The sequence below is a fragment of the Phenylobacterium sp. genome, from assembly GCF_016793285.1.
GTDB lineage: Bacteria > Pseudomonadota > Alphaproteobacteria > Caulobacterales > Caulobacteraceae > Phenylobacterium.
Genome location: NZ_JAEUMO010000214.1, coordinates 1 through 21,496, shown reverse-complemented (window position 1 = coordinate 21,496; position 21,496 = coordinate 1). Strand labels below are relative to the sequence as shown.

The following is a 21,496-nucleotide window of genomic DNA, read 5'->3' as shown; positions in this document are numbered from 1 at the left end:
GCCGGCCTTCTGGAGCTTCACCAGCGCCTTGCCGACGTCGGTGGTCTCCTTCAGCGAGCGATGGCCGAAGTCGACGATCTTCTCGGGATGGCCCAGCGCCCAGGCGGCCGAGGTGCCGATCGCGCGGTGGCCGTTGTCGGTGGCCGCCGCCGCATAGCCCTGGATCGCGAGCCGGCGCAGCGCGAACGAGTTGATCGAGCCCGCGAACCCGCCGTTGCCCAACTGCACGAACTTGCCGTTCCAGTTGAAGCCGATCGGGATCCAGACCTCGATGCCGATCTCCGAGTCCTTCGTCGGCCGGCTGACGACGGTGACCTTGCAGAGCGCCTTGCCGTCGGCGACCTCACGCGTAGCCGAGATGACCTCGGCGCTCTTCGTGGGGTTCTTCGGAAATTCCGCACACGAACTCTCCGCCCGCGCCAACCCCGGCGCCGCCGCCAGCGCCACCACCACCCCGGCCGCCAACAGCAGCGTCCTCATACCCAGCCCTCCCTTCCCTTGTTGGCGCGACTTCAGCACAGGCTGAGCGACAGGGGGAGCCTGGAAGGCGATGAAGTTCTTCTTTTGTTCTTGTCCTGCGGTGTCGTTTGTGCGATGATCCGAGCGTCGAGGTCTTGCGGCGCAGCCGCTCCGAAGTCACAGAAATTAGGGGTCGTCGATGGCCGAGATGGCCCGGATCGTCGAAAACCCGGCTGGACGACCCAGGTGAGCATCGAGAACCTGACCCGTGTCGTGCCGCCGCCCGACAGGCCGGGCGATCCGTTTCTCGGCTCGTGGCGCGACATCGAGGCGAAGCTCGGGACGGCATTGCCGCGCGATTACAAGGCTTTCGTGCGGATGTACGGCCGCGGGCAATTCATGGAGTACGTCTGGATTTGGACGCCGGGGGCTTGGGACCACCACGACAGGCTCGAGTCAATGGCGCCGACCGTCCTGAGGCTGCTCAAGGAGGATGAGGACTTTCCGTTTCCAGTCTGGCCCGAGGCGGGCGGCCTGTTGCCCTTCGGCTCCACGCTTGATGGCGACTATCTCGCCTGGGTGACGCACGGCGCGCCCGACGATTGGACTGTCACTGTCCTGGATCGAGGCATGGGCTATCAGGAAGCGCACGCCAACGCGTGCGGCATGACGGACCTCCTCGCAGGCATGGCAACCGGTGAAATAGGCGCACCGGCCTTTCATCCCGCCATTCTGGAATGCGAACACCTGTTCAGTCCGAACCCGCGAGGCCCCGCTCCCATCGTGGAGATGAGCTGGTGGCTCGGCCCGTTCGGCGCCGCTGGCAGCGGCACGTCCGTCAGTCGCCTCGGGCGCAGTTAGGCGCCAAGAACGAAAGAGCCCCGGCTTGCGCCGGGGCTCCCACGACACACCCGATCGGTGTGGTAGCTGGATCCCGGATCGCCGCGGAGCGGCGTCCGGGATGACCTTCGGTCAGTTCCGGAACACCGCCGCCATCGACGGGTCGTTCGGCATTTCGCGGTATTGCTGCAGTTCGTTGCGGCCGACCACCATGTGGTGGACTTCGTCCGGGCCGTCGGCGATGCGCAGCGTGCGGGTCTGGGCGTACATGCGGGCCAGCGGGGTGTGCTGCGACACGCCGAGCGCGCCGTACATCTGGATCGCCTGGTCGATGATCTGGCAGACCTTCTCGGGCACCATCGCCTTGACCATGTGGATCCACACGCGGGCCTCGCGGTTGCCCAGCACGTCCATCGCCTTGGCCGCCTTCAGGACCATGAGGCGCATGGCCTCGATCTCGATGCGGGCGCGGCTGACGCGCTCGATGTTGCCGCCAAGCTGGATGATCGGCTTGCCGAAGGCCACGCGGGTCATGCCACGGGTGACCATCAGGTCCAGCGCCTTCTCGGCCGAGCCGATGGCGCGCATGCAGTGGTGGATGCGGCCGGGGCCCAGGCGGAGTTGGCTGATCTCGAAGCCGCGGCCTTCGCCGAGCAGCATGTTCGAGGCCGGCACGCGGGCGTTGTTGAAGCGGATGTGCATGTGGCCGTGCGGCGCGTCGGGGTCGCCGAACACGTGCTGGCCGCCGACGATCTCGACGCCCTCGCAGGGGAGCGGCACCAGGATCTGCGACTGCTGCAGGTGGGGCGGATCATGCTCGCCGCCGGTCTTGACCATGCAGATCATGACCTTGCAGCGGGGCGAGCCCGCGCCCGAGATGTAGTGCTTCTCGCCATTGATGATGTACTCGTCGCCCACGCGCACGGCGCGGGTGTCGATGTTCTTGGCGTCCGAGCTGGCGGTGTTCAGCTCGGTCATGCAGTAGGCCGAACGGATCTCGCCCTTCAGCAGCGGCTCCAGCCACTGTTTCTTCTGCTCGGGCGTGCCGACGCGTTCCAGCACCTCCATGTTGCCGGTGTCGGGCGCGGCGCAGTTCATGATCTCGGAGGCGAGGCGGACCTTGCCCAGCTCGACGGCGATGTAGGCGTAGTCGAGGTTCGTGAGCCCCTCGCCGGTCTCGGCGTCGGGCAGGAAGAAGTTCCAGAGGCCGGCGGCCTTGGCTTTCTCCTTGGCGGCTTCCAGCACTTCGAGCTGGCCCGGGGCGTACTGCCACGGATCGGGACGGCCCTCGCCCAGGCGGTGCCATTCCTCGGAGGCGGGCTCGGCGACGTCTTTGATGAACGCCTTCACGGCGTTGTAGAGCGGCAGCGCCTTGTCCGACATGCGCAGGTCGTTGAGGTCGTCCTGCGGCGAAAGGCCGAAGCTGGACTGCGCCTGCGTCTTGGCGCCGGCCGGCCGGTCGGAGGTCATGGTCATCGGGCTGCTCCCAGCGGTTTTTCTCTGCCGTCTGTTTTGGCGCACTTTCGGCGAGATTCAAACAACTGTTTCAGTGGTGTGCGTCGTTCGCCCACGGCGCAGCCGGGCCCCGGCGGGGAGACCGGGACCCGACGCCGCGGCGGCGGCGCGAGACTACGCCGCGACGGCCTCCCGGCGATGCCGGCGGAGCGCGAGCCACTGGAGGTCGGCGACGACGGCCGCGCCGGCGGCCTGGCCGAGGATCGCCGCGAGGCCCAGCGTCGTCGGCTGGGCGAAGCCGAGCGCCACGAGGGCCACGCTCTCGGCCGCCCAGATCAGGTTGAAGGCGACCAGCGCCCAGACGCCGGCGCGCGGCAAGGCCGGGCGGGTGGCGAGCCAGGCCAGCAGGCCGGCGTAGACGAGGAGGAAGCCGCCCACCGGCTGCATCAGCGACGGCGAGAGGCCGAGGGGGCCTTCGAGCAGGCCCGCGTCGAACGCGAACACCGCGCCGCCGAGGCCGCACACGGCGGCGTCGAGGGCGATCACGGTCCGGAGGAAGGGAGAACGCACGGCGGTCATCGGAGGAACCCTTTCGGCTGGTTGACGCCGCAAGGGTCCCGCAGCCGCCGCCGCGCGTCGATTACGCGGGAGGTAAGGCCCGCGCCTGTCCTGCTACTTCACCGGCGCCTTGTCGGCGCTCGCGCAGACCGCCGTCAGGAGCGCGGCGTTGTCGGCGCCGTCGGCCTTCTTGGGGGTGTCCTTGCGCCAGGTGTCCTTGATGTCGAGCGGCTGGTTCGGCTTGTACGAGCCCAGCGTGATCATGTTCTTCTTGCTGCAATCGAGCGCCACGACGCTGCCGACGCCGTCGGCCTTGCCCGGGCCCGAGGGGCCGATCTTGGCCTCGGGCTTCGAGACCGCCTGCATGACCACCACGCGGCCGGTCTCGCGGTCTTTGTAGGTATAGTCGGCGTCGTAGGACCACTGGATGCCGTTGCCGGAGTCCACGTACTTGGTCCAGCTCTCGGCTGCGGCGGCGCCCGCAACGAGGCTCAGGGCGGTGGCGAGCGCGATGGCGCGGCGCATGGGCGTATCTCTCCAAACGATCGTTCGAGCGTGTTCAGCCGAAACCTAGCGGCGGTTTTTGGGCGCCTCCACAGAATTCGCGCGCGGCGCATCGCCTCCTCTCCCCCGAGCGGAGCGATGGAGGGAGAGGGCCGGCTCGTGAAAGCGTGCTCCGCTGATAGCCTGCGAGGGCCACGGGCGACCGGCGGGCCCTCGATGGGCTAACGGAGTCGCCCAGCCGGCCCTCACCCGACCCTCTCCCTTCTTCGCGCCTGACGGCGCTCGCGGGAGAGGAGGTCAGGCCACCTTCCGCCTGGCGCCGGCGTAGGCGCGCTCGGTGTCGCCGATGTAGTCGCGCGTGATCGGAAGCACGTCGACGCGTTTCGCCAACTGGATCTGCCAGATGTACTGGCGGCGCGCGCGGAAGCTCTGTTCGGCGATGCCCAGGTAGAACTCGAACATCCGGCAGAAGCGCTCGTCGTAGAGCTGGGCGATGTCGGCGCGGGCGGCCTCGAAGCGGTCGCGCCAGTGGCGGATGGTCTCGGCGTAGTGCAGGCGCAGGATCTCGATGTCGGTGACGATCAGGCCCGCCTTCTCGATGGCCGGCAGCACCTCGGAGAGCGCCGGCGAGTAGCCGCCCGGGAAGATGTACTTGTCGATCCAGACGTTGGTCGTGCCGGGCTCGGGCCGGCCGATCGAGTGGACCAGCCCCACGCCGTCGTCCTTCATCAGGCGCGCCACGCCGTCGAAGTACTCCTGGTAGTTTGGGCGGCCGACCGCCTCGAACATGGCGACCGACAGCACCCGGTCGTAGGTCCCTTTCAGGTCGCGGTAGTCGGTGAGCGAGAAGCGCGCCTTGTGCGCCAGGCCCAGCGCCTCGGCCCGCTCCTTGGCCACCTTGAGCTGCTCGACCGAGAGCGTGATGGCGTCGACCTCGACGTCGCAGTCCTTCACGAGTTGCAGCGCCAGCCCGCCCCAGCCGCAGCCGATCTCGACGACGCTATGCCCCGGCTGGGCCTGCAGCTTGGCCGCGATGTGCCGCTTCTTGGCGAGCTGGGCCTCCTCCAGGGTCATGTCGGGGCGCTCGAAGTAGGCGCAGCTATACTGCATGTCCTCGTCGAGGAAGCGCCGGTAGAGGTCGTAGGAGAGATCGTAGTGGTGGGCGACATTCCTGCGCGCGGCCACCCGGTCGTTGGCTTCGCGCAACGTGCGCTTCAGCCAGCGGCGGAAGGGGTTGCGGCCCTTCTTCTTGCGGTTCTCGGCGTTGGCGCCGATCAGGTCGATGAAGTCCGAGATCGTGCCCTGCTCCAGCACGAGGCCGCCGTCCATGTAGGCCTCGCCCACGCCCAGTCCCGGCTTGGCCGCGATCCGCGCCGCCCAGGCCGCCGTCGTGACCTTCGCGACCAGCGGCGGGCCGGACCCGTCGCCGAGCTTCAGCGTACCGCCGCCCGGAAGCTTCAGCGTGAGATCGCCGGTGCGCACAACCCGCTCCAGCATCGCTTGCAGACCCATCGACACGCTCCTAGAACCCTCGCCCGCAGACTAGGTCCGACGCCGAGAAAGCCAAGACCATGCGCAAATCCGCACGTTCGCCTTGACTCGACCGGGCCCTGTTCCTAACTGCCCGACCGACGTTGGCACTCATGGGCCGGGACTGCTAACAGCCGCGTCCGCCCCTCCGCCCACGTCGCGAATTTTGAACCCGTTCCGAACGGAAGAAGAGAGAACACACATGGCGTTTCGTCCCCTGGGAGATCGCGTCCTCGTCAAGCGCGTCGAGGAAGAGGAAAAGACCAAGGGCGGGATCATCATCCCCGACACCGCGAAGGAAAAGCCGCAGGAAGGCGAAGTGATCGCCACCGGCCCCGGCGCCCGCGACGACTCCGGCAAGGTCCAGCCGCTGGACGTGAAGGCCGGCGACCGCATCCTGTTCGGCAAGTGGTCCGGCACCGAGGTCAAGCTCGACGGCCAGGACCTGCTGATCATGAAGGAAAGCGACATCCTGGGCGTCGTCTCCTAGGCGAGACCGCCCGAGCGCCCGTTGGGCGGCTTCCCCCACGAATTTTCTAGGAAAGAGAGTCAGCCATGGCTGCCAAAGACGTCTATTTCGCTTCCGACGCGCGCGACCGCATGCTGCGCGGCGTCAACACCCTCGCCAACGCGGTGAAGGTCACCCTGGGCCCCAAGGGCCGCAACGTGGTCATCGAGAAGTCCTTCGGCGCCCCGCGCTCGACCAAGGACGGCGTCTCGGTCGCCAAGGAAATCGAACTGGCCGACAAGTTCGAGAACCTGGGCGCCCAGCTCATCCGTGAAGTGGCCTCGAAGACCAACGACAAGGCCGGCGACGGCACCACCACCGCCACGGTCCTGGCCCAGGCGATCGTCGTCGAAGGCCTGAAGTCGGTCGCGGCCGGCATGAACCCGATGGACCTGAAGCGCGGCGTCGACAAGGCGGTCGCCAAGGTCGTCGAAGAGATCAAGAGCTCGGCCAAGAAGGTCTCGTCGAACAACGAGATCGCCCAGGTCGGCACCATCTCGGCCAACGGCGACGTGGAAGTGGGCGAGATGATCGCGCGCGCCATGGAAAAGGTCGGCAACGAAGGCGTCATCACGGTCGAGGAAGCCAAGACCGCCGAGACCGAGCTCGACGTCGTCGAAGGCATGCAGTTCGACCGCGGCTACCTGTCGCCCTACTTCATCACCAACGCCGAGAAGATGGAGGCCGACCTCGAAGAGCCGCTCATCCTGCTCTTCGAAAAGAAGCTGGCCTCGCTCCAGCCGCTGCTGCCGGTCCTCGAGGCCGTCGTGCAGTCGGGCCGGCCGCTGCTGATCATCGCCGAAGACGTCGAAGGCGAAGCCCTGGCCACCCTGGTGGTCAACAAGCTCCGCGGCGGCCTGCGCGTCGCGGCGGTGAAGGCTCCGGGCTTCGGCGACCGCCGCAAGGCCATGCTGGAAGACATCGCCACCCTGACCGGCGGCACGCTCGTCTCGGAAGACCTGGGCATCAAGCTCGAGTCGGTCACGCTCGACATGCTGGGCAAGGCCAAGAAGGTCACGATCACCAAGGACGACACCACGATCGTCGACGGCTCGGGCGACAAGGCCGACATCGACGGCCGCATCGCCCAGATCAAGGCCCAGATCGAGACGACGACCTCGGACTACGACAAGGAAAAGCTGCAAGAGCGTCTGGCCAAGCTGGCCGGCGGCGTCGCGGTGGTCCGCGTCGGCGGTTCGACCGAAGTCGAGGTGAAGGAAAAGAAGGACCGCGTCGACGACGCTCTGAACGCGACCCGCGCGGCCGTGGAAGAAGGCATCGTCCCCGGCGGCGGCGTCGCCCTGCTGAAGGCCTCGAAAGTTCTCGACGGCTTCAAGGGTGACAACGACGACCAGGAAGCCGGCGTCGCCATCGTGCGCCGCGCGCTGCAGGCCCCGATCCGCCAGATCGCCGAAAACGCCGGCGTGGAAGGCTCGATCGTGGTCGGCAAGGTGCTCGAGAACAGCTCGGCCACCTTCGGCTTCAACGCCCAGACCGAAGAGTACGTGGACCTGGTGAAGGCCGGCGTCATCGACCCCGCGAAGGTCGTGCGCACCGCCCTGCAGGACGCCGCCTCGGTGGCCGGCCTGCTGATCACCACGGAAGCTGCGATCGTCGAAGCCCCCAAGAAGGGCGGCGGCGCGGCCCCGGGCGGCATGCCCGGCGGCATGGGCGACATGGACTTCTAAGACCAGTCGACCAACGCCTGAGAATGAGGGGCGGGGCCGCGAGGCTCCGCCCTTTTTCTTTGCCCCGCGCCTCTTGACGCGCTTCGCCGTGGCCCGCTGGAATGCCGCCAGGGCCAGGGGGCAGAACGATGCGTTGGCTGGCCGGGGCGGCGGCGAGCTTGATCCTCGGTTCGATCGCCACGGCGCAAGAGCCACCCTCGGGCTCCGCCGTGCATATCATCAGGAATCCGGATTGGGCGCGCAGGCCTACAGCCGAAGAGGTCATGCGGCACTATCCTGAGGCTGCCCGGCGGCTGGGCGTTTCGGGCCGCGGGGTCATCGCCTGCACGGTCGCTCTCGACGGTCGCCTCGAGGACTGCGAGGCCATTGCCGCGACTCCCGCCGGCTACGGCTTTGGAGAGGCGGCGCTGGCGGTTGCACAGTACGTGCGCATGACGCCCCAGACCATGGATGGGGCGCCACGCGCCGGCGCACGGATCCGCCTGCCCATCGTCTTTGGAGCCCCGCGAAAACGAGGCGTCCGCTAGTCGCGCCGGCGGTCGTCGCGCAGGACGGCGGCGCCGATCCAGCTCGCGAGTCCGGTGATGACGGCGGCCATGATCCCGGCGAACAGGCCCTGGACCTGGAAGCCGTCGAGCATGGCGGCGACGAGGCCGATCATCATCGCGTTCACCACCAGCAGGAACAGGCCCAGCGTCACCAGAGTCAGCGGCAGCGTCAGGACGACGACGATCGGCCGGACGAAGGCGTTGACGATCCCCAGCAGCAGCGCCGCGGCGATCAGGCTGCCGGTGTTCGTCACCACCACGCCCGGAGTCACCTTCGAGGCGACCCAGAGACCCAGCGCGGCGAACACCGCGCGCACGAGGAACCTGGCCAGCATGTGAGGACGCCTTTCCCGTTCGACGCCGCCAGCCTAGCCGCGCCGCGCGCCGGCGAAAATCCCGCTCCGCGAACAAGGGTCCGTTCATCAATGGCGGGCATCCTGCATGCGACAGGCTGCCGCATGGGGGTGCGGGCACGCCGAACGCACGGGACGAACGGGTCGTGAAGAGGGCTTTGAGCCTGCTGGACGAACGCCTGGATGCGGTGGCGGTGACCGCACGCCACGTCCTGTGGACGCGCATCCTGCTGGGCCTGCTGGCCGGCGTGCTGACCGGCTACATCTACTGGCCCTGGCTCGGCGCGGCATGGTTCGCGGCGTTCGCGGCGTTCGAGGCCGGCTCGCGCTGGGCCACCCGGGCCGTGGCCCGCGGGGAGCCCATCGCCGACCGCGATCACGTCTGGCAGGTTCTCTGCATCGCCGGGTCGAGCGTGACCTGGGTGTCGATGGCGACGCTCTACTGGTTCGAAGGCCAGGAGTCGTTCCGCATCGCCGCCATGGCCATCCTGGCGGGTCTCCTGGTCCATTCGCAGGGCTTCTCGTTCCGCTCGCCCGCGGCGCTGATCGCGATGGGGACGGCGCCCACCACCGCCTGGCTGGTGCTCCCGACCCTGTTCGGGGGCTACGAGGGCGTGCGCCTGGTCACGCTGACCATGGCGCTGGTGATGCTCCTGTCCTACGTGGCCGCGAGCGCGCTCGCCAACATCCGCACGGCCGAAGCGCTGCGCCAGGCGCGGCGGCAGGCCGAGGCGGCCAACGAGGCCAAGTCCAACTTCCTGGCCATGATGAGCCACGAGCTGCGCACCCCGCTGAACGGGGTGCTGGGCATGGCCCGTGCGCTGCAGCGCACCGAGCTGGACGCACGTCAGCAGGCCCATGTCACGACCATCCTGCGCTCCGGCGACGGCCTCCTGACCATGCTCAACGACGTGCTCGACATCGCCAAGATCGAGGCCGGGCGGATGGACCTCGACGTCGACGCCTTCGACCTCCGGGCGTTGGGCGAACAGGCGGTGGAGCTGTGGTCCGAGACGGCGGCGGGCAAGGGCCTGTCGCTCGCCTGCGCGGCCGAACCCGACCTGCCGCCGCTGGTGCTGGGCGACGAGACCCGCGTGCGCCAGATCGTGCTGAACCTGGTCTCCAACGCGCTGAAGTTCACCGAGACCGGCGGCGTGGTGGTGGCCCTGCGCTGCGCGCCGGGAACCGACGGCGACGGCGGCGTCGAGATCGTGGTCCGCGACACCGGCATCGGCATGACACCCGAGCAGCAGAGCGCGCTCTTCCGCCCCTATGTCCAGGCCGAAGCCTCGACCGCGCGGCGCTACGGCGGCACCGGGCTTGGCCTCGCGATCTGCCGCAAGCTGAGCGCGATGATGGGCGGCGAGATCTCGGCGCAGAGCGAGCCCGGCAAGGGTTCGGCGTTCCGTGTCTGGCTGCCGCTGCCGGCCGCCACCGAGGCCGCCGCGACGGACTCCCTGACCCCGGACGAACTGCCGGCGCTGAGCGTGCTGGTGGCCGACGACAACCCCATCAACCAGGCGGTGGCCCGCGCGATCCTGGACGCGGCCGGTTGCCACGTCGAGGCGGTGGCGAACGGCGCGCAGGCGCTGGAGCGGCTTCGGACCGAGGCGTTCGACGTGGTGCTGATGGATGTCCACATGCCGGTGATGGACGGCGTCGAGGCGGTGCGCCGCCTGCGAGACGGCGAAGCGGGACCGCCCGAGGTGCCCGTGGTGGCGCTGACCGCCGACGCCATGCCGGGCGAGGAGGCGCGCCTCAAGGCCCTGGGCTTCGACGCCCTGCAGCACAAGCCGGTGCAGCCCGCCGCGCTGATCGCCGCCATCGTCCAGGCGGTCGAGAGCCGCCCGGTCCGCACCGAGGGGGCCGAAGCCGCAGCCTAGGCCGCGCCGCCCTCGTCGCTCTTTTCCAGGGTGGCCATGGTGGCCGCCTCGCGCGGGACCGGCTTGGGGTCGGCGTTCTTCAGGGCGGTGTTGCGGAAGGCGTAGACGAGCAGGCCGGCCATGAGCGCCGTGTTCAGCAGGAACGGCAGCGGGCCGTAGCGCTCGTAGAGCAGCACGAAGGCCGGCGCGAAGATCACGTTGATGCCGTTGACCGCCGCGATCGCGCCGGCGACGCGCGCCTGCTCGTCGATGCCGACGGCGATGGACGCGCCCGCCGTGAAGCCGGGACGCGCGAAGCCGAAGCCGAGCGCCGAGACCGCATAGCCCGCCACCACGCCGTAGTAGCCCGGAGAGAGCGCCACGATCAGGTTGCCCAGGGCCGCGACCCCGACGCCCCAGCGCAGGAGCTGGCGCGGCGTCATCTCGAACATCCGGATCAGACCCCATTGGGCGAGCAGGCCCGCCACCGCGCCGAACATCATCGCGATGGCGATGAAGTACTGCGCCTGCGCCGGGCTCATGTGCAGCTTGTCGATGATCAGGAAGCCCAGGCTCTGCGCCTGCGCCGTCTGGCAGGTGGCGACGATGAAGCCGTAGATCAGGAAGGGCGTGATCCGCGGGTCGCGCCACATCCCCTTCTCCTTCGCCGCGCCGCCGACGACGGGCTTGCGCGGCCGCTGCGCCTCGGGCGCGACGCGCTGGTCGGGCAGGTAGCGCCAGACGACAAAGAGCATGACCAGCGCGATCAGCGAGAAGCTGTAGAGCGGGCCGGCGAGGCCGATCACCGGATAGACGAACAGCGGCGCCAGGAACGGTCCGATCACGGTGCCCAGGCCGAAGGCGCCGGCGAGGCTGGCCATCGCCTGAGTGCGCCCTTCCGGCGGGGTGCGCTCGGCGACGTAGGCCTGGGTGGCCGGATTCGAGGCCGCGCCGAACAGGCCGAAGAGCGAGCGGGCCAGCAGGAACAGCCCGAAGATCACCATCGGCGGCCACAGGTGCGCGAGGCCCGCGCTGACCACGAGGCCGCACAGCGCCATCGAGACCATGAACCCCGCCAGCCCCAGCATCATCAGCGGCTTGCGCCCGTGCCGGTCGGACGAGCGGGCCCAGTACGGCGAGGAGGACGCCCAGAGCAGCGCCGAGAGCGAGAAGATGCCCGAGACCATGAAGTCGGGGATGCCCACCGAGCGGCCGATCGCCGGCAGCACCGAGATCAGCCCGGTGTTGCCCATCGCCGTCGCCGCCGAGACGGCGAAGATGATCGCGAACGAGCGCCGGGGGATCGCGGACGTGGGACTGGACATCGCCGACAGGCCTTACGGTCGTTGGCCCCCCAACTCAAATCATTCCCCGAGGTCCTCGCCGCCCGGGCGCGCCGGGCCCGCACTCACGCCGCATTAAGCATTCGAGGCCATGCTCCGCGCACGTCCGCGGGGAAGCCATGTTCCAGATTATCGGTCTCGTGCTGCTGTTCGGCCTGGTGTTCGGCAGCTACATCATGTCCGGCGGGAACATGGGCGTGATCCTGCACGCCGCCCCGCACGAGATGATGGCGATCGGCGGCGCCGGCGTCGCAAGCTTCCTCGTCGCCAACTCGATGACCACGATCAAGGCCTGCGGCGGCGGCTTCGGCAAGGTGTTCGGCGGACCGAAGTGGAAGGCCGGCGACTACCGCGACCTGCTCTCGCTCCTGTTCCTGCTGACCAAGACCATGAAGTCCAAGGGCGTGATCGCCCTCGAGAGCCACATCGAGAACCCGGGCGAGAGTTCGATCTTCACGCGCTTCCCCAAGATCGGGAAGGATCACTTCGCCATCGACTTCATCTGCGACACGCTGCGGATGATGACCATGAACCTCGAAGACCCGCACCAGGTCGAGGACGCCATGGAAAAGCAGCTCGAAAAGCACCACCACGAGGCGCTAGCGCCCAGCCACGCCATCCAGAACCTCGCCGACGCCCTGCCCGCCCTGGGCATCGTCGCCGCCGTGCTGGGCGTCATCAAGACCATGGGCGCGATCACCGAGCCGCCGGAGGTGCTGGGCGAGATGATCGGCGGCGCGCTCGTGGGGACGTTCCTGGGCGTGTTCCTGGCCTACGGCATCGTGGCGCCCATGGCGACGCGGATGAAGGAAGTCGTCGAGGAGGAAGGCGCCTTCTACAGGATCATCCAGGCGGTGCTGGTGGCTCACCTGCACGGCAACGCGGCGCAGATTTCGGTCGAGATCGGCCGCGGCAACGTGCCGAGCCCGGCCCAGCCCAGCTTCCTGGAGCTGGAAGAAGCCCTGTCGGCCATCCCCGCAGAGACCTAGCCGGCGTCCAGGCCCCGAGGTCTTCGCATGCAGGCCGTGTGCAGGGCCTGCCGACCCGCGCCGTTAACCCCTCGGAAACGAATGGTGGCGCTCCCGCCACAGGGGAAAGAAGTGATCACGGAACCGTGAGTTAGCGCTTGCCATCACGGACCCGTGAGGCGTAGTCCTACGCCTGCGTCGGGGGGCGGCCTTGCCAGGCCTGACCGGCGTTCGACACACCAGACCAGGGAATTCCCAATGAACAAGCTGATGATCTCCGTGGTGGCCGCCGCTGCTGCGCTGTCGCTCGCCGCCTGCCAGAAGAAGGAAGAAGCCCCGGCCGCCGAAGCGCCCGCCGCTGACGCCGCCGCCGCTGCTCCGGCCGCCCCGGCCGCCGACGCCGCTGCCGCCGCCGCGACCGACGCCGCCGCCGCTCCGGCCGCCGACGCCGCCGCTGCTGCTCCGGCCGCCGCTCCGGCCGCCGACGCCGCCGCTGCCCCGGCCGAGAAGCACTAAGCATCTCGACCCGATACGGGTTACGGAAGGGCCGCTCTCCGGAGCGGCCCTTTTTCGTTGTCCGGATCCCGCCATGAGCGCCGACAGTCCGCTGGAGTGGACGCCCGACGGCCAGCCCCGGTCGCGGGCGTTCGGCGACGTCTACTTCTCGGCCGAGGACGGTCTGGCCGAGACCCGCGCGGTGTTCCTCGCGGGCTGCGGGCTACCGCAGGCCTGGGCCGGACGCCGGCGGTTCGTGGTGGGCGAGCTGGGCTTCGGGACCGGGCTCAACATCGCCGCCCTGCTGCAGCTTTGGGCGGCGACGCGACCGCCGCACGGCCGCCTGCACGTCTTCTCGATCGAGGCCTTCCCGATCGCTGCGCACGAGGCGGCGCGGGCGTTGTCGCGCTGGCCCGAACTGGCCGAGGTCGTCGGCCTGCTGACCTCGCACTGGCCGGGCCGCGCGCGCGGCCGTCATCGCGTGGACCTGCCCGAACTCTCGGCGACGCTGGATCTCGCGGCGATGGAGGCGGAACCCGCCCTGGCCGGCTGGCAGGGGCGCGCCGACGCCTGGTTCCTCGACGGCTTCGCGCCCTCGGCCAATCCGCAGATGTGGTCGGACGAGGTGCTGGGCCTCGTCGCCGCGCGCTCGGCGCCGGGCGCGCGGGCGGCGACCTTCACGGTGGCGGGTCAGGTGCGGCGCGGGCTGGCGGCGCACGGCTTCGCGGTCGCCAAGCGCCCCGGCTTCGGACGCAAGCGCGAACGGCTGGAGGCGTGGCTGGCCGGCGAGGCGGCCGATCCGCCGACCTCGCGCGTGGCCATCGTCGGCGCGGGCATAGCCGGCGCGGCGGCGGCGCGGGCCGTCCGGGCGCTGGGCGGCGAAGCGGCGGTGGTCGAGGCGGCGGCGCCCGGCTCCGGCGGCTCGGGCAATCCCGCGGCGCTGGTCACGCCGCGGCTGGACGCCGGGCTCGGCGAGGCGGCGCGGCTGTTCGCCCAGGCGTTCGGGCGGGCGACGATGCTCTATGCCGGCGTCGCCGGCGCGACGATCGTCCGCGGCGTCCTGCAGCTCGCGTCCGACGCCCGCGAGGCCGAGCGGTTCGCGAAGATCGCCGCCTCCGACGTGTTCGAGGCCGGGGACCTCGCCGTCATCGACCCGGCGGCCGCGGCGGCGCGCCTGGGCGAGCTCGCCCCGGCGGCGCTCGACCAGGCCTCGGCGCTGGCGATCGACCCGGCTCCGGTGCTGGCCGCCTGGGCCGGCGCGCCGATCCGCGCCCGCGTGGCCGCGCTCACGCGCGACGGCGGAGGCTGGCGGCTGCTGGACACCGAGGGCCGCGAGATCCTCCGCGCCGACGCGGTGATCCTGGCCGCGGCGCTGGCCTCGCGCGAACTGGCGCCCGACCTCCCGCTGCAGGCCGTGCGCGGCCAGGCGACCTTCGCCTCCGGCCCGTCGGCGCCCGCGGCGGCCTGGGGCGGCTACGTGCTGCCGACCCGCGACGGCCTCCTGTTCGGCGCCACCCACGACCGCGACGACGCCGGCGCGGATCTGCGGCCGGACGACCACCGCCGCAACCTCGACACCCTGGCCAGGGCGCTGCCGGGGCTCGCCGCCCGGGTGGCCGACCTGCCGCTCGCCGGCCGCGCCTCCGTGCGCGCCGTGACGCCCGACCGGGCGCCGATCGCCGGGGCGCTCGGCGGCGGCCTCTTCGCGCTGACGGGCTTCGGATCGCGCGGCTTCTCGCTGGCCCCGTTGCTGGCCGAGCACGTCGCGGCGCTGGCGCTGGGCGCGCCCTCGCCGATCGGCGCGGCGGCGGCCGACCTCGTCGACCCCGGCCGCTTCGCCCGCCGCGCGGCGCGCCGCGGTTCCTAGCTAGGGCGCGCGGCGGCGCCTATATTGCCGGCGTCGGGGGACGGCCCGAGGACTGAAGATGACCCTGAAGCTGTTCACCCTGCCCCTCGCCGCCGGCTTGCTGGCGCTCGCCGCCGCGCCCGGGGCCGCGGCCAGGTCGCCGACCGAACCCGCCGCCGCGGCCCCCGCCAAGAAGCAGTGCTTCTGGACGCGCCAGATCAGCAACTTCGCCTCGGACGACGACCGCGTGGTCAACGTCCGCGTCGGCGTGAAGGACGTCTATCGGTTCGAGATGTTCGGCCGCTGCGACGAGGTGGACTGGGCGCAGGGCATCGCGGTGCGCTCGCGCGGGTCGAGCTATATCTGCTCGGGCCTGGATGCGGAGATCGTGACCCCGTCGTCGCTGGGCCCGCATCGCTGCCCCGTGCGCACCGTGCGCAAGCTGACCGAGGACGAGATCAAGGCCCTGCCGAAGCGCGCGAGGCCTTGAAGCGCGAGGTGCGGCGGTCTCCCGCCGCACGCTGGGCCGTGACGAGTGGGTGCGGCGGTCTCCCGCCGCACCCCGGCGCGATCAGAACGACTTCTTGAAGCCGACTTCGATGACCCGGCCCAGCGGATTGCCCTGGGTGAGGTCGTAGTTGTACGGCGACGGCAGGTACGGCGGATCCTTGTCGAACAGGTTCTGCACGCTGGCCGTGATCACCGTGTCCCAGGGCGCCTGCCAGCGGACGATGAGGTCGTGCTGGAAGTAGTCCTTGGACTTGCCGACGGCCTCGAGCCGGCGGCCGGCGCAAGCGCTCGACGTGCAGGCGGTGGCCGCCGAGGTCGCCGTCGAGTCCGGCACCGTGATGAAGAACGGCGAGCCGAAGGCCGGCGACGTGCCTTCCGAGTAGCGCATCTGCCACCGCAGCGACAGGCCGCCCTTGGAGACGACGGCGAAGGTGTTCGCCTTCAGCTCCGGATACGAGAAGAAGTCGTTCAGGATGTCGCTCAGGCCCGCGCGGTCTTCGGCGGGGGCGATCGCGATGTTGGAGTTCAGCAGCTTCACCGCGCCCCGCTTGTACTGGATCAGATAGGTGGCTTCGGCGCCGACGGTGTAGCTCGCGTCGTACCAGCCATCCCAGTCGTACTGGGCGCGGAACTCCAGGCCCGAGGTCTTGGTGTTGGGACCGTTGATCACGAAGCTCCGCAGCCGCGCCACGTTCGCCGCGCCGCAGGTCCCGGCGAAGGTGAAGCGGGCCTGCAGGTCAGCGAACGCCGCCGCGCCGCAGTTGGTGTTCAGACCGCCGGGGAACATGGTCGCATAGAGGCGCGAGCCGCTTTCCTCAATGATCTCGTCCTTGAACTTGAAGTTGAAGTAATCGACCGTCGCCGTGAAGCCGCCGAACTCGACGATGGCGCCGATGTTGTAGGTGTCGGCCTTTTCGGGCTTCAGGTCCGGATTGCCGCAGCTCTGGAACGCGCGGTAGGCGCTGCCCAGGACCCGCACGCCGTTGTTGCAGTTGGACCCGGTCAGGCCGGAGCCCGGCGCGCGGAAGGTGGTGCTGGCGCTGCCGCGCAGCGCCAGGAAGTCCAACGCCTGCCACTTGATCGCGACCTTGGGGTTGGTCGTCGAGCCGATACCCCCTTGGTAGTCCTCGTAGCGGATGGCGAAGTTGAGGTTCAGGTTGTCCAGCAGCGGCACCTGGAGTTCGCCGAAGATCGCCTTGACGTTGCTGTCGTCGTCCCGGTCGGTGGCCGAGCCGAAGAACTGCAGCGGCCCGGTCTCGTCGGCGCAGGAGGCGCGGTCGGGACAGGGGTTCTCGTCGGCGTTGAAGAACGCGCCGTACTTGCGCAGTTCGCGCGCGTAGCGGTACTGCGCGCCGAGCGCCCAGGCGACGGGCCCCCCGGCCAGTTCGATGCCGGTTTCGCCGGAGAACACCACGTCCGCCACCAGGATCTGGTTGGTCAGCACGTTGGTGTAGTTGCCGAACAGGCCGGCCACCACGAGCGGGTCGTTGGCGACGGCGGCGTTGTAGTAGGGGTTTGCCGCGCCGTTCACGAGGCTGGTCTGGATGGCGTTCGTGAAGGGGTTGAAGAAGTAGCACCCGAGAGCCGCGTTGCCGGCGCCGCTCGTGAAGTTGGCGGTCTCCGCGGCCGTGCACTGGTCGGCGACCCCGTCGCGGCTGCCGTAGCCCCGCAGCGCGAGCTGCAGGTTGCGCACCAGGATGTCGCTCGTGTTCGCGGTGTTCTTCTGCTCCATGTAGGTCAGAGCGGTGTCGAAGTTGACCTTGTCGAAGAGCCGGCCCTTGAACCCGCCAGACACCCGGAAGGCGTCGTTCACGATCGACTGGTGATCGGCGCCGTCCTTGAACTTCGGGTTGCCGCCGAACGACAGCGCCCGCCAGCCCAGTTGCACGATGTCGATGCCGCGCGCCCCGCCGGGCGCGCCGGCCTGGGCGCCCGTGGTGCTGAACGCGCCGGCGCGGATGGCGGCGCATTCGGTGGCCGTCAGCGGCGCGCGGCAGTCGTTGATCAGCGCCAGCAGGCCCGGGTTGTTCACCGGCACGTTGAACGGCACCGACAGGTTCGCGCCGGTCGCCGCCGACGGCGAGAACGACGTGCCGCCCACCGAGACCGGCGACGGATACTGCGCCGTCAGGTTCGAGGGCGAGATCCGCTGCGCGGGGGTGTCATCCTTGGTCCAGGCCACTTCGCCGTGGAACGACAGGCTGTCGGAAAGGTCGAAGTTGACCTCGCCGTAGAGCTGGTAGTGGTCCTCGCGGTTCACCAGGTCGTTGTAGTTCGAGAACTGGTAGCGGCAGGTCGTGCCGGTGCCCGACGTCGCCGGGTTGAGCGGCCCGACCGGAACCGCGAAGCCGACGGTGGCGCCCTGGTTCGGCTGCCCCGCCAGCGGGTTCACGAAGGAGACCGTGCGGGTCAGGGTGCCGCCGAGCTCCTCGCAGCCGTTGTCGCGGAAGGCCGTGGCGCCGGCGACGTAGAAGCCCGGGTTGGACGCCCCGGTAAAGCCGGCCGCGCCGGACGAGCCGGCGAAGTCGAAGGGCCGGAGCGCGAAACCGCGCTCATGGATGTCGAGCCGCGAGCGGTGGCGATAGCCCGCCGTCAGCAGCACGTTGCCGTTCTCGAACTTCTTCCCCCAGGCGACGTTGGCGTTGTAGTCGCCGTTCGATCCGTTGATGAGGGCGTACTCGCCGTCGACCTCGAGGCCGTTCAGGTCCTTGCGGGTGATGAAGTTGACGACGCCCCCGATCGCGTCGGACCCGTAGGTCGCCGCGGCCCCGTCCTTCAGGATCTCGATGCGGCCCACCGCGGCGGTCGGGATGAAGTTGAGGTTGGCGCCGCCGCCCTGGAACGCCGCGGCCGGGCTGTCGGCCAGCCGTCGTCCGTTCATCAGCGTGAGCGTCCGCGCCGCGCCGAAACCGCGCAGGTTGATCGTCGCGGTGCCGGCGCCGCCGTTGTAGCGGTTGGACTCGCCCAGCGACGACTGCGACGCGGTGATCGTCTTCACCAGCTCCACCACCGTGGGGGAGCCCTGCTTCTCGAGATCCTGCGCGCTCAGCACGTCGACGGGCAGGGCCGAATTTTCCGGGGTGCCGGCGATGAATGAGCCGGTGACCACCACCTCCTCGACGTCGGCCGGCGCACTGGCGGACGTCTGCGCCTGGGCCGTGGCGGCCAGGCCGAATGACATGAGCACGGCCAGCACGGAGCCGCCGGAGAAATAGCTGCGTTTGGTCATAAATGTTTCCTCCCCCGTGGGCCGTCCGCGTCTGACGCGCGGAATTGGCTTGGACCCTCCGGTAGGGGAATGATCGGCGGAATTTTGGGATTCCGCCAGAGAAATCACCGCGTCGCCGTACCCGAGTTCTGAATTTTCGAGACCGGCGAAGCGGAATCCGCCGCGACGGATTGCGGCGCCGGACGCCCAGAACCGCACCGCTCCTTCGAAAAATGCGCCTCTGAACGTCGGGCAGCCGGCGGAGCCCGGGCCAAAAAGAAGGGGACGCCGGTCGCCCGGCGTCCCCCGATACTGGCGAGGCGCGCGCCCGCAGGCGCGACGGCTAGAACTTCTTGCGGACGCCGACCTTGAAGCTGCGGCCGTAAGGGTTGCCGATGAAGGGATCGTAGTTCGCCTCGAGGCGCGCCGCGGACGGGTCGCGGTCGAAGATGTTGAACACCGACGCGCTGACCGTGGTGTCCCACGGCAGTTGCAGCCGGTAGGTCAGGTCGAGGGTGTAGAACTCCTTCACCCGCAGGCCGGAGGTCGTCAGCAGGCAGTTAGTGGCGATGCCCGCCTGCGCGTTGGCCACATTGCAGTTCGCCGACGAGCCGGTCTGCACCGTGGTCGGACCGCGGTTGTCCGTGGCCCCGCCCACGTAGGTCAGGTCGAGGCGCAGGTCGTGGTTCTCGCGGCTGTATTCGGCGTAGGCCGCGCCCCGCAGCTTGGACACCGTGCCGGGGAACCGGTCGTAGTTGGTGAAGCCCAGGGCGCTGTAGGCCGAAGACACCAGCACGCCGTTCAGGTTGAACACGCCGATATCGTACTTCACCAGCCGGCTGAACGAGAAGCCGGTGGTGATGTCGCCGCCCAGGACATCGCGCCAGCGGTAGTCGACGCTGCCGTCGATGCCGGTGACCTTGATCCGCGGGCCGTTCACCGTGTCGGAGCGGACGCGCTGGATGTCGTTGCCGACGGTCACGCCCTGGGTGCAGGTGTTGTTGTTGTTGAAGGTGATCAGGTTCCGCAGCGGGCTGCTGCAGTTGGCGAACTGCGTGCCGTTGCCGACCCCGCCCACCGCCGTGGCGACGATCTGCGCGGGGACCGTGGTGATCTGGTCCTCGACGTTGAAGTGCCAGTAGTCGACGATGACCCGCAGGCCGCTCTGCTCGAAGATGCCGCCGACGTTGTAGGTGAACGCCTTCTCGGGGCCGATCGCCGGGTTGCCGGTGAAGTCGACCGACTTGAAGCCGTTGCCCGCCGCCTGGATGCCACTGAGGCCGGTGACGGCGTTCGGCGAGCGGTTGCCGGGGGTCGGACCGCGGAAGGTGGTGCCGACCGAGCCGCGCAGGGCGAACTGGTCGAAGAGCTGCCACTTCATGGCCAGCTTGGGGTTCACCGTCGAGCCGGTCAGGCCGCCGTAGTCCTCGTAGCGGATCGCCGCCTGGGCGTTGATCTTGTCGGTGATCGGCAGGCTGGTTTCGGCGAACACGGCGTAGACCGAGTCGTCGAGCTGCTGCGGCGTGCCCTGGCCCAGGAAGATGTAGGGGCCGGTCGGGAAGGCGCAGTTGGTCTGGCCGATGATCGGGCAGGGCGTGACGCGCGAGTCCTGGAACGGGCTGCGCAGCGACGACTGGAAGTCGGTGGCGCGGTACTGCGCGCCAGCCGCCCAGCCAACGGCGCCTCCGGGCAGGCTGATGCCCAGCTCGCCGTTGAAGACCAGGTCGACGACCATCAGGTCCTGCCGCTGCTGGGTCTGCGAGTTGAGCTCGAAGATCCAGCGGACCAGGTCCGGGCTGTTGACGTTGGCGGAAACGAAGCCGGGGTTCGTCAGGCCCAGCGCCGGGTTGCCGGCGTAGCCGTTGGAGAACGGATTGAAGTAGACGCAGCCGTTCGCGCCGGGGGTGTTCCCCATGCAGTTCGGGCCGCCGAGGCCGTTCAGCGCCCGCTGGAGGCGGTCGATGAAGATGTCCGGCGTCGACTGGCGGTTCTGGGTGCGCGAGTAGCTGAGGCCGAGGTCGTAGCCGATGCCGCCGAACGGCAGGACGCCGGTCAGGCCGGCCGACACCCGGTAGACGTTGTAGTTGCGGTAGCCGATCTGGCCGCCGTCGTCGAAGATCGGGTTGCCGCCGGCGCCCAGCGGACGGAACAGGGTCAGCGAAACGCGGCTGGTGGCGGCGATCTGCGCGGGCGTCAGGCCCGCCTGCTGCAGGGCGGTCAGCGCCCCGGGGTTGGTGATCGGCGTGGAGAAGACGCCCACGCTGCCCGGGCCGTTCGGGCCCTGGATCGGGGGGAACGCCGGCGAGAAGCGCATCCGCGGCAGATCGGTCTTCGCCCAGTAGGCGTCGATGTGGAACTTCGTGTCCGCGTTCAGGTCGACGTTGACCTGGCCGTACACGTGGTAGCGGTTCTCGGTCTCGATGAGGTTGTCGTAGGGGATGTAGCTGAAATAGCAGGCGGCGGTGGTGCCGCTGAAGCCCGCGTAGCCCCCGACGGCGCTGCAGTTGGCGTCGCGCGTGACGCCGGCGGTCGGCGCGCCGGCCGCGGTGACCGGCAGGAACGACGGCGGCTGGCCCAGCACCGACCAGCCCGAGGGGTTGTCGAGGTAGGGCTGGAACGACCAGTCGCGGTCGGTCGCCTGAAGCTGCGAGCGATGCTGGTAGCCCGCCGAGATCATGACGTCGGCGTTGTCGAAGGTCTTCCCGTAGATGGCGTTGGCCGTGTAGTCGCCGTTCGAGCCGTCGACGAGGCGGTAGTCGCCGCTCACTTCCAGGCCGTCGAAGCGGTTGCGGGTGATGAAGTTCACCACGCCGGCGATGGC

18 protein-coding genes are annotated in these 21,496 nt (G+C 69.6%); 9 read left to right on the top strand and 9 right to left on the bottom strand.

Annotated features, from left to right (window positions below):
- The coding region (locus JNL41_RS18965) for a tannase/feruloyl esterase family alpha/beta hydrolase (RefSeq protein WP_293477669.1) at positions 1 to 480 on the bottom strand (480 nt) is incomplete at its 3' end.
- A 225-nt stretch (positions 481 to 705) separates the two neighbouring features.
- Between JNL41_RS18965 and JNL41_RS18960 the strand changes: the two genes are divergently transcribed.
- A complete protein-coding gene (locus JNL41_RS18960; RefSeq protein WP_293477667.1) occupies positions 706 to 1,320 on the top strand; it encodes an SMI1/KNR4 family protein in 615 nt (204 codons plus the stop codon).
- A 111-nt stretch (positions 1,321 to 1,431) separates the two neighbouring features.
- On the opposite strand, the gene JNL41_RS18955 is transcribed toward JNL41_RS18960, so the two are convergent.
- The 4 genes from JNL41_RS18955 to JNL41_RS18940 all read right to left on the bottom strand — a co-directional run bounded on the left by JNL41_RS18955 (position 1,432) and on the right by JNL41_RS18940 (position 5,328).
- On the bottom strand, positions 1,432 to 2,775 hold the full coding sequence (locus JNL41_RS18955) for an acyl-CoA dehydrogenase family protein (RefSeq protein WP_293477665.1): 1,344 nt from the start codon (positions 2,773 to 2,775) through the stop codon (positions 1,432 to 1,434).
- A 153-nt stretch (positions 2,776 to 2,928) separates the two neighbouring features.
- Positions 2,929 to 3,324, bottom strand: coding sequence for a hypothetical protein (locus tag JNL41_RS18950; protein ID WP_293477663.1), 396 nt, complete (start codon positions 3,322 to 3,324; stop codon positions 2,929 to 2,931).
- Between the two features lie 102 nt (positions 3,325 to 3,426).
- A complete protein-coding gene (locus JNL41_RS18945) occupies positions 3,427 to 3,837 on the bottom strand; it encodes a hypothetical protein (protein WP_293477661.1) in 411 nt (136 codons plus the stop codon).
- Between the two features lie 276 nt (positions 3,838 to 4,113).
- Complete coding sequence (locus tag JNL41_RS18940) at positions 4,114 to 5,328, bottom strand: cyclopropane-fatty-acyl-phospholipid synthase family protein (protein ID WP_293477659.1); 1,215 nt, start codon at positions 5,326 to 5,328, stop codon at positions 4,114 to 4,116.
- Between the two features lie 220 nt (positions 5,329 to 5,548).
- On the opposite strand from JNL41_RS18940, the gene groES reads away from it, so the two are divergent.
- From groES to JNL41_RS18925, 3 genes are all read left to right on the top strand, one after another.
- Positions 5,549 to 5,836 carry a co-chaperone GroES gene (gene groES / locus JNL41_RS18935; protein WP_293361936.1) on the top strand — a complete coding sequence of 96 codons (288 nt, stop codon included), beginning with the start codon at positions 5,549 to 5,551 and terminating at the stop codon, positions 5,834 to 5,836.
- Between the two features lie 65 nt (positions 5,837 to 5,901).
- Complete coding sequence (gene groL, locus JNL41_RS18930; protein WP_293477658.1) at positions 5,902 to 7,542, top strand: chaperonin GroEL; 1,641 nt, start codon at positions 5,902 to 5,904, stop codon at positions 7,540 to 7,542.
- Positions 7,543 to 7,670: 128 nt separating this feature from the next.
- Positions 7,671 to 8,069 carry a TonB family protein gene (locus JNL41_RS18925; protein ID WP_293477657.1) on the top strand — a complete coding sequence of 133 codons (399 nt, stop codon included), beginning with the start codon at positions 7,671 to 7,673 and terminating at the stop codon, positions 8,067 to 8,069.
- Here the strand turns inward: JNL41_RS18925 and JNL41_RS18920 are convergent.
- Positions 8,066 to 8,422 carry a phage holin family protein gene (locus JNL41_RS18920; protein WP_293477671.1) on the bottom strand — a complete coding sequence of 119 codons (357 nt, stop codon included), beginning with the start codon at positions 8,420 to 8,422 and terminating at the stop codon, positions 8,066 to 8,068. The genes JNL41_RS18925 and JNL41_RS18920 overlap by 4 nt on opposite strands.
- A gap of 167 nt (positions 8,423 to 8,589) precedes the next feature.
- Between JNL41_RS18920 and JNL41_RS18915 the strand changes: the two genes are divergently transcribed.
- Positions 8,590 to 10,326, top strand: a complete 1,737-nt coding sequence (locus JNL41_RS18915) for an ATP-binding protein (protein WP_293477656.1) — start codon at positions 8,590 to 8,592, stop codon at positions 10,324 to 10,326.
- Here JNL41_RS18915 and JNL41_RS18910 read toward each other — a convergent pair.
- Positions 10,323 to 11,630: an MFS transporter gene (locus JNL41_RS18910; protein ID WP_293477655.1), complete on the bottom strand. Its 1,308-nt coding sequence runs from the start codon at positions 11,628 to 11,630 to the stop codon at positions 10,323 to 10,325. The two genes, JNL41_RS18915 and JNL41_RS18910, sit on opposite strands and share 4 nt — an antisense overlap.
- 137 nt (positions 11,631 to 11,767) lie before the next feature.
- On the opposite strand from JNL41_RS18910, the gene motA reads away from it, so the two are divergent.
- The 4 genes from motA to JNL41_RS18890 all read left to right on the top strand — a co-directional run bounded on the left by motA (position 11,768) and on the right by JNL41_RS18890 (position 15,447).
- Positions 11,768 to 12,637, top strand: coding sequence for a flagellar motor stator protein MotA (gene motA, locus JNL41_RS18905; RefSeq protein ID WP_293477653.1), 870 nt, complete (start codon positions 11,768 to 11,770; stop codon positions 12,635 to 12,637).
- 237 nt (positions 12,638 to 12,874) lie between these two features.
- Entirely contained in the window at positions 12,875 to 13,132 is a 258-nt protein-coding gene (locus JNL41_RS18900; RefSeq protein ID WP_293477651.1) for a hypothetical protein, read from the top strand.
- A 73-nt stretch (positions 13,133 to 13,205) separates the two neighbouring features.
- Positions 13,206 to 14,978 (top strand): tRNA (5-methylaminomethyl-2-thiouridine)(34)-methyltransferase MnmD, encoded by a 1,773-nt coding sequence (mnmD, locus tag JNL41_RS18895; protein WP_293477649.1) that lies wholly within the window; start codon positions 13,206 to 13,208, stop codon positions 14,976 to 14,978.
- A gap of 58 nt (positions 14,979 to 15,036) precedes the next feature.
- Complete coding sequence (locus JNL41_RS18890; RefSeq protein ID WP_293477647.1) at positions 15,037 to 15,447, top strand: DUF6491 family protein; 411 nt, start codon at positions 15,037 to 15,039, stop codon at positions 15,445 to 15,447.
- An 81-nt stretch (positions 15,448 to 15,528) separates the two neighbouring features.
- Here JNL41_RS18890 and JNL41_RS18885 read toward each other — a convergent pair whose 3' ends face one another.
- The gene (locus tag JNL41_RS18885) at positions 15,529 to 18,696 is read right to left on the bottom strand and encodes a TonB-dependent receptor (RefSeq protein ID WP_293477645.1); all 3,168 of its coding nucleotides are present in this window, start codon (positions 18,694 to 18,696) and stop codon (positions 15,529 to 15,531) included.
- A 322-nt stretch (positions 18,697 to 19,018) separates the two neighbouring features.
- Positions 19,019 to 21,496 (bottom strand): TonB-dependent receptor (locus JNL41_RS18880; RefSeq protein WP_293477643.1); only part of this gene is annotated, 2,478 nt, incomplete at its 5' end.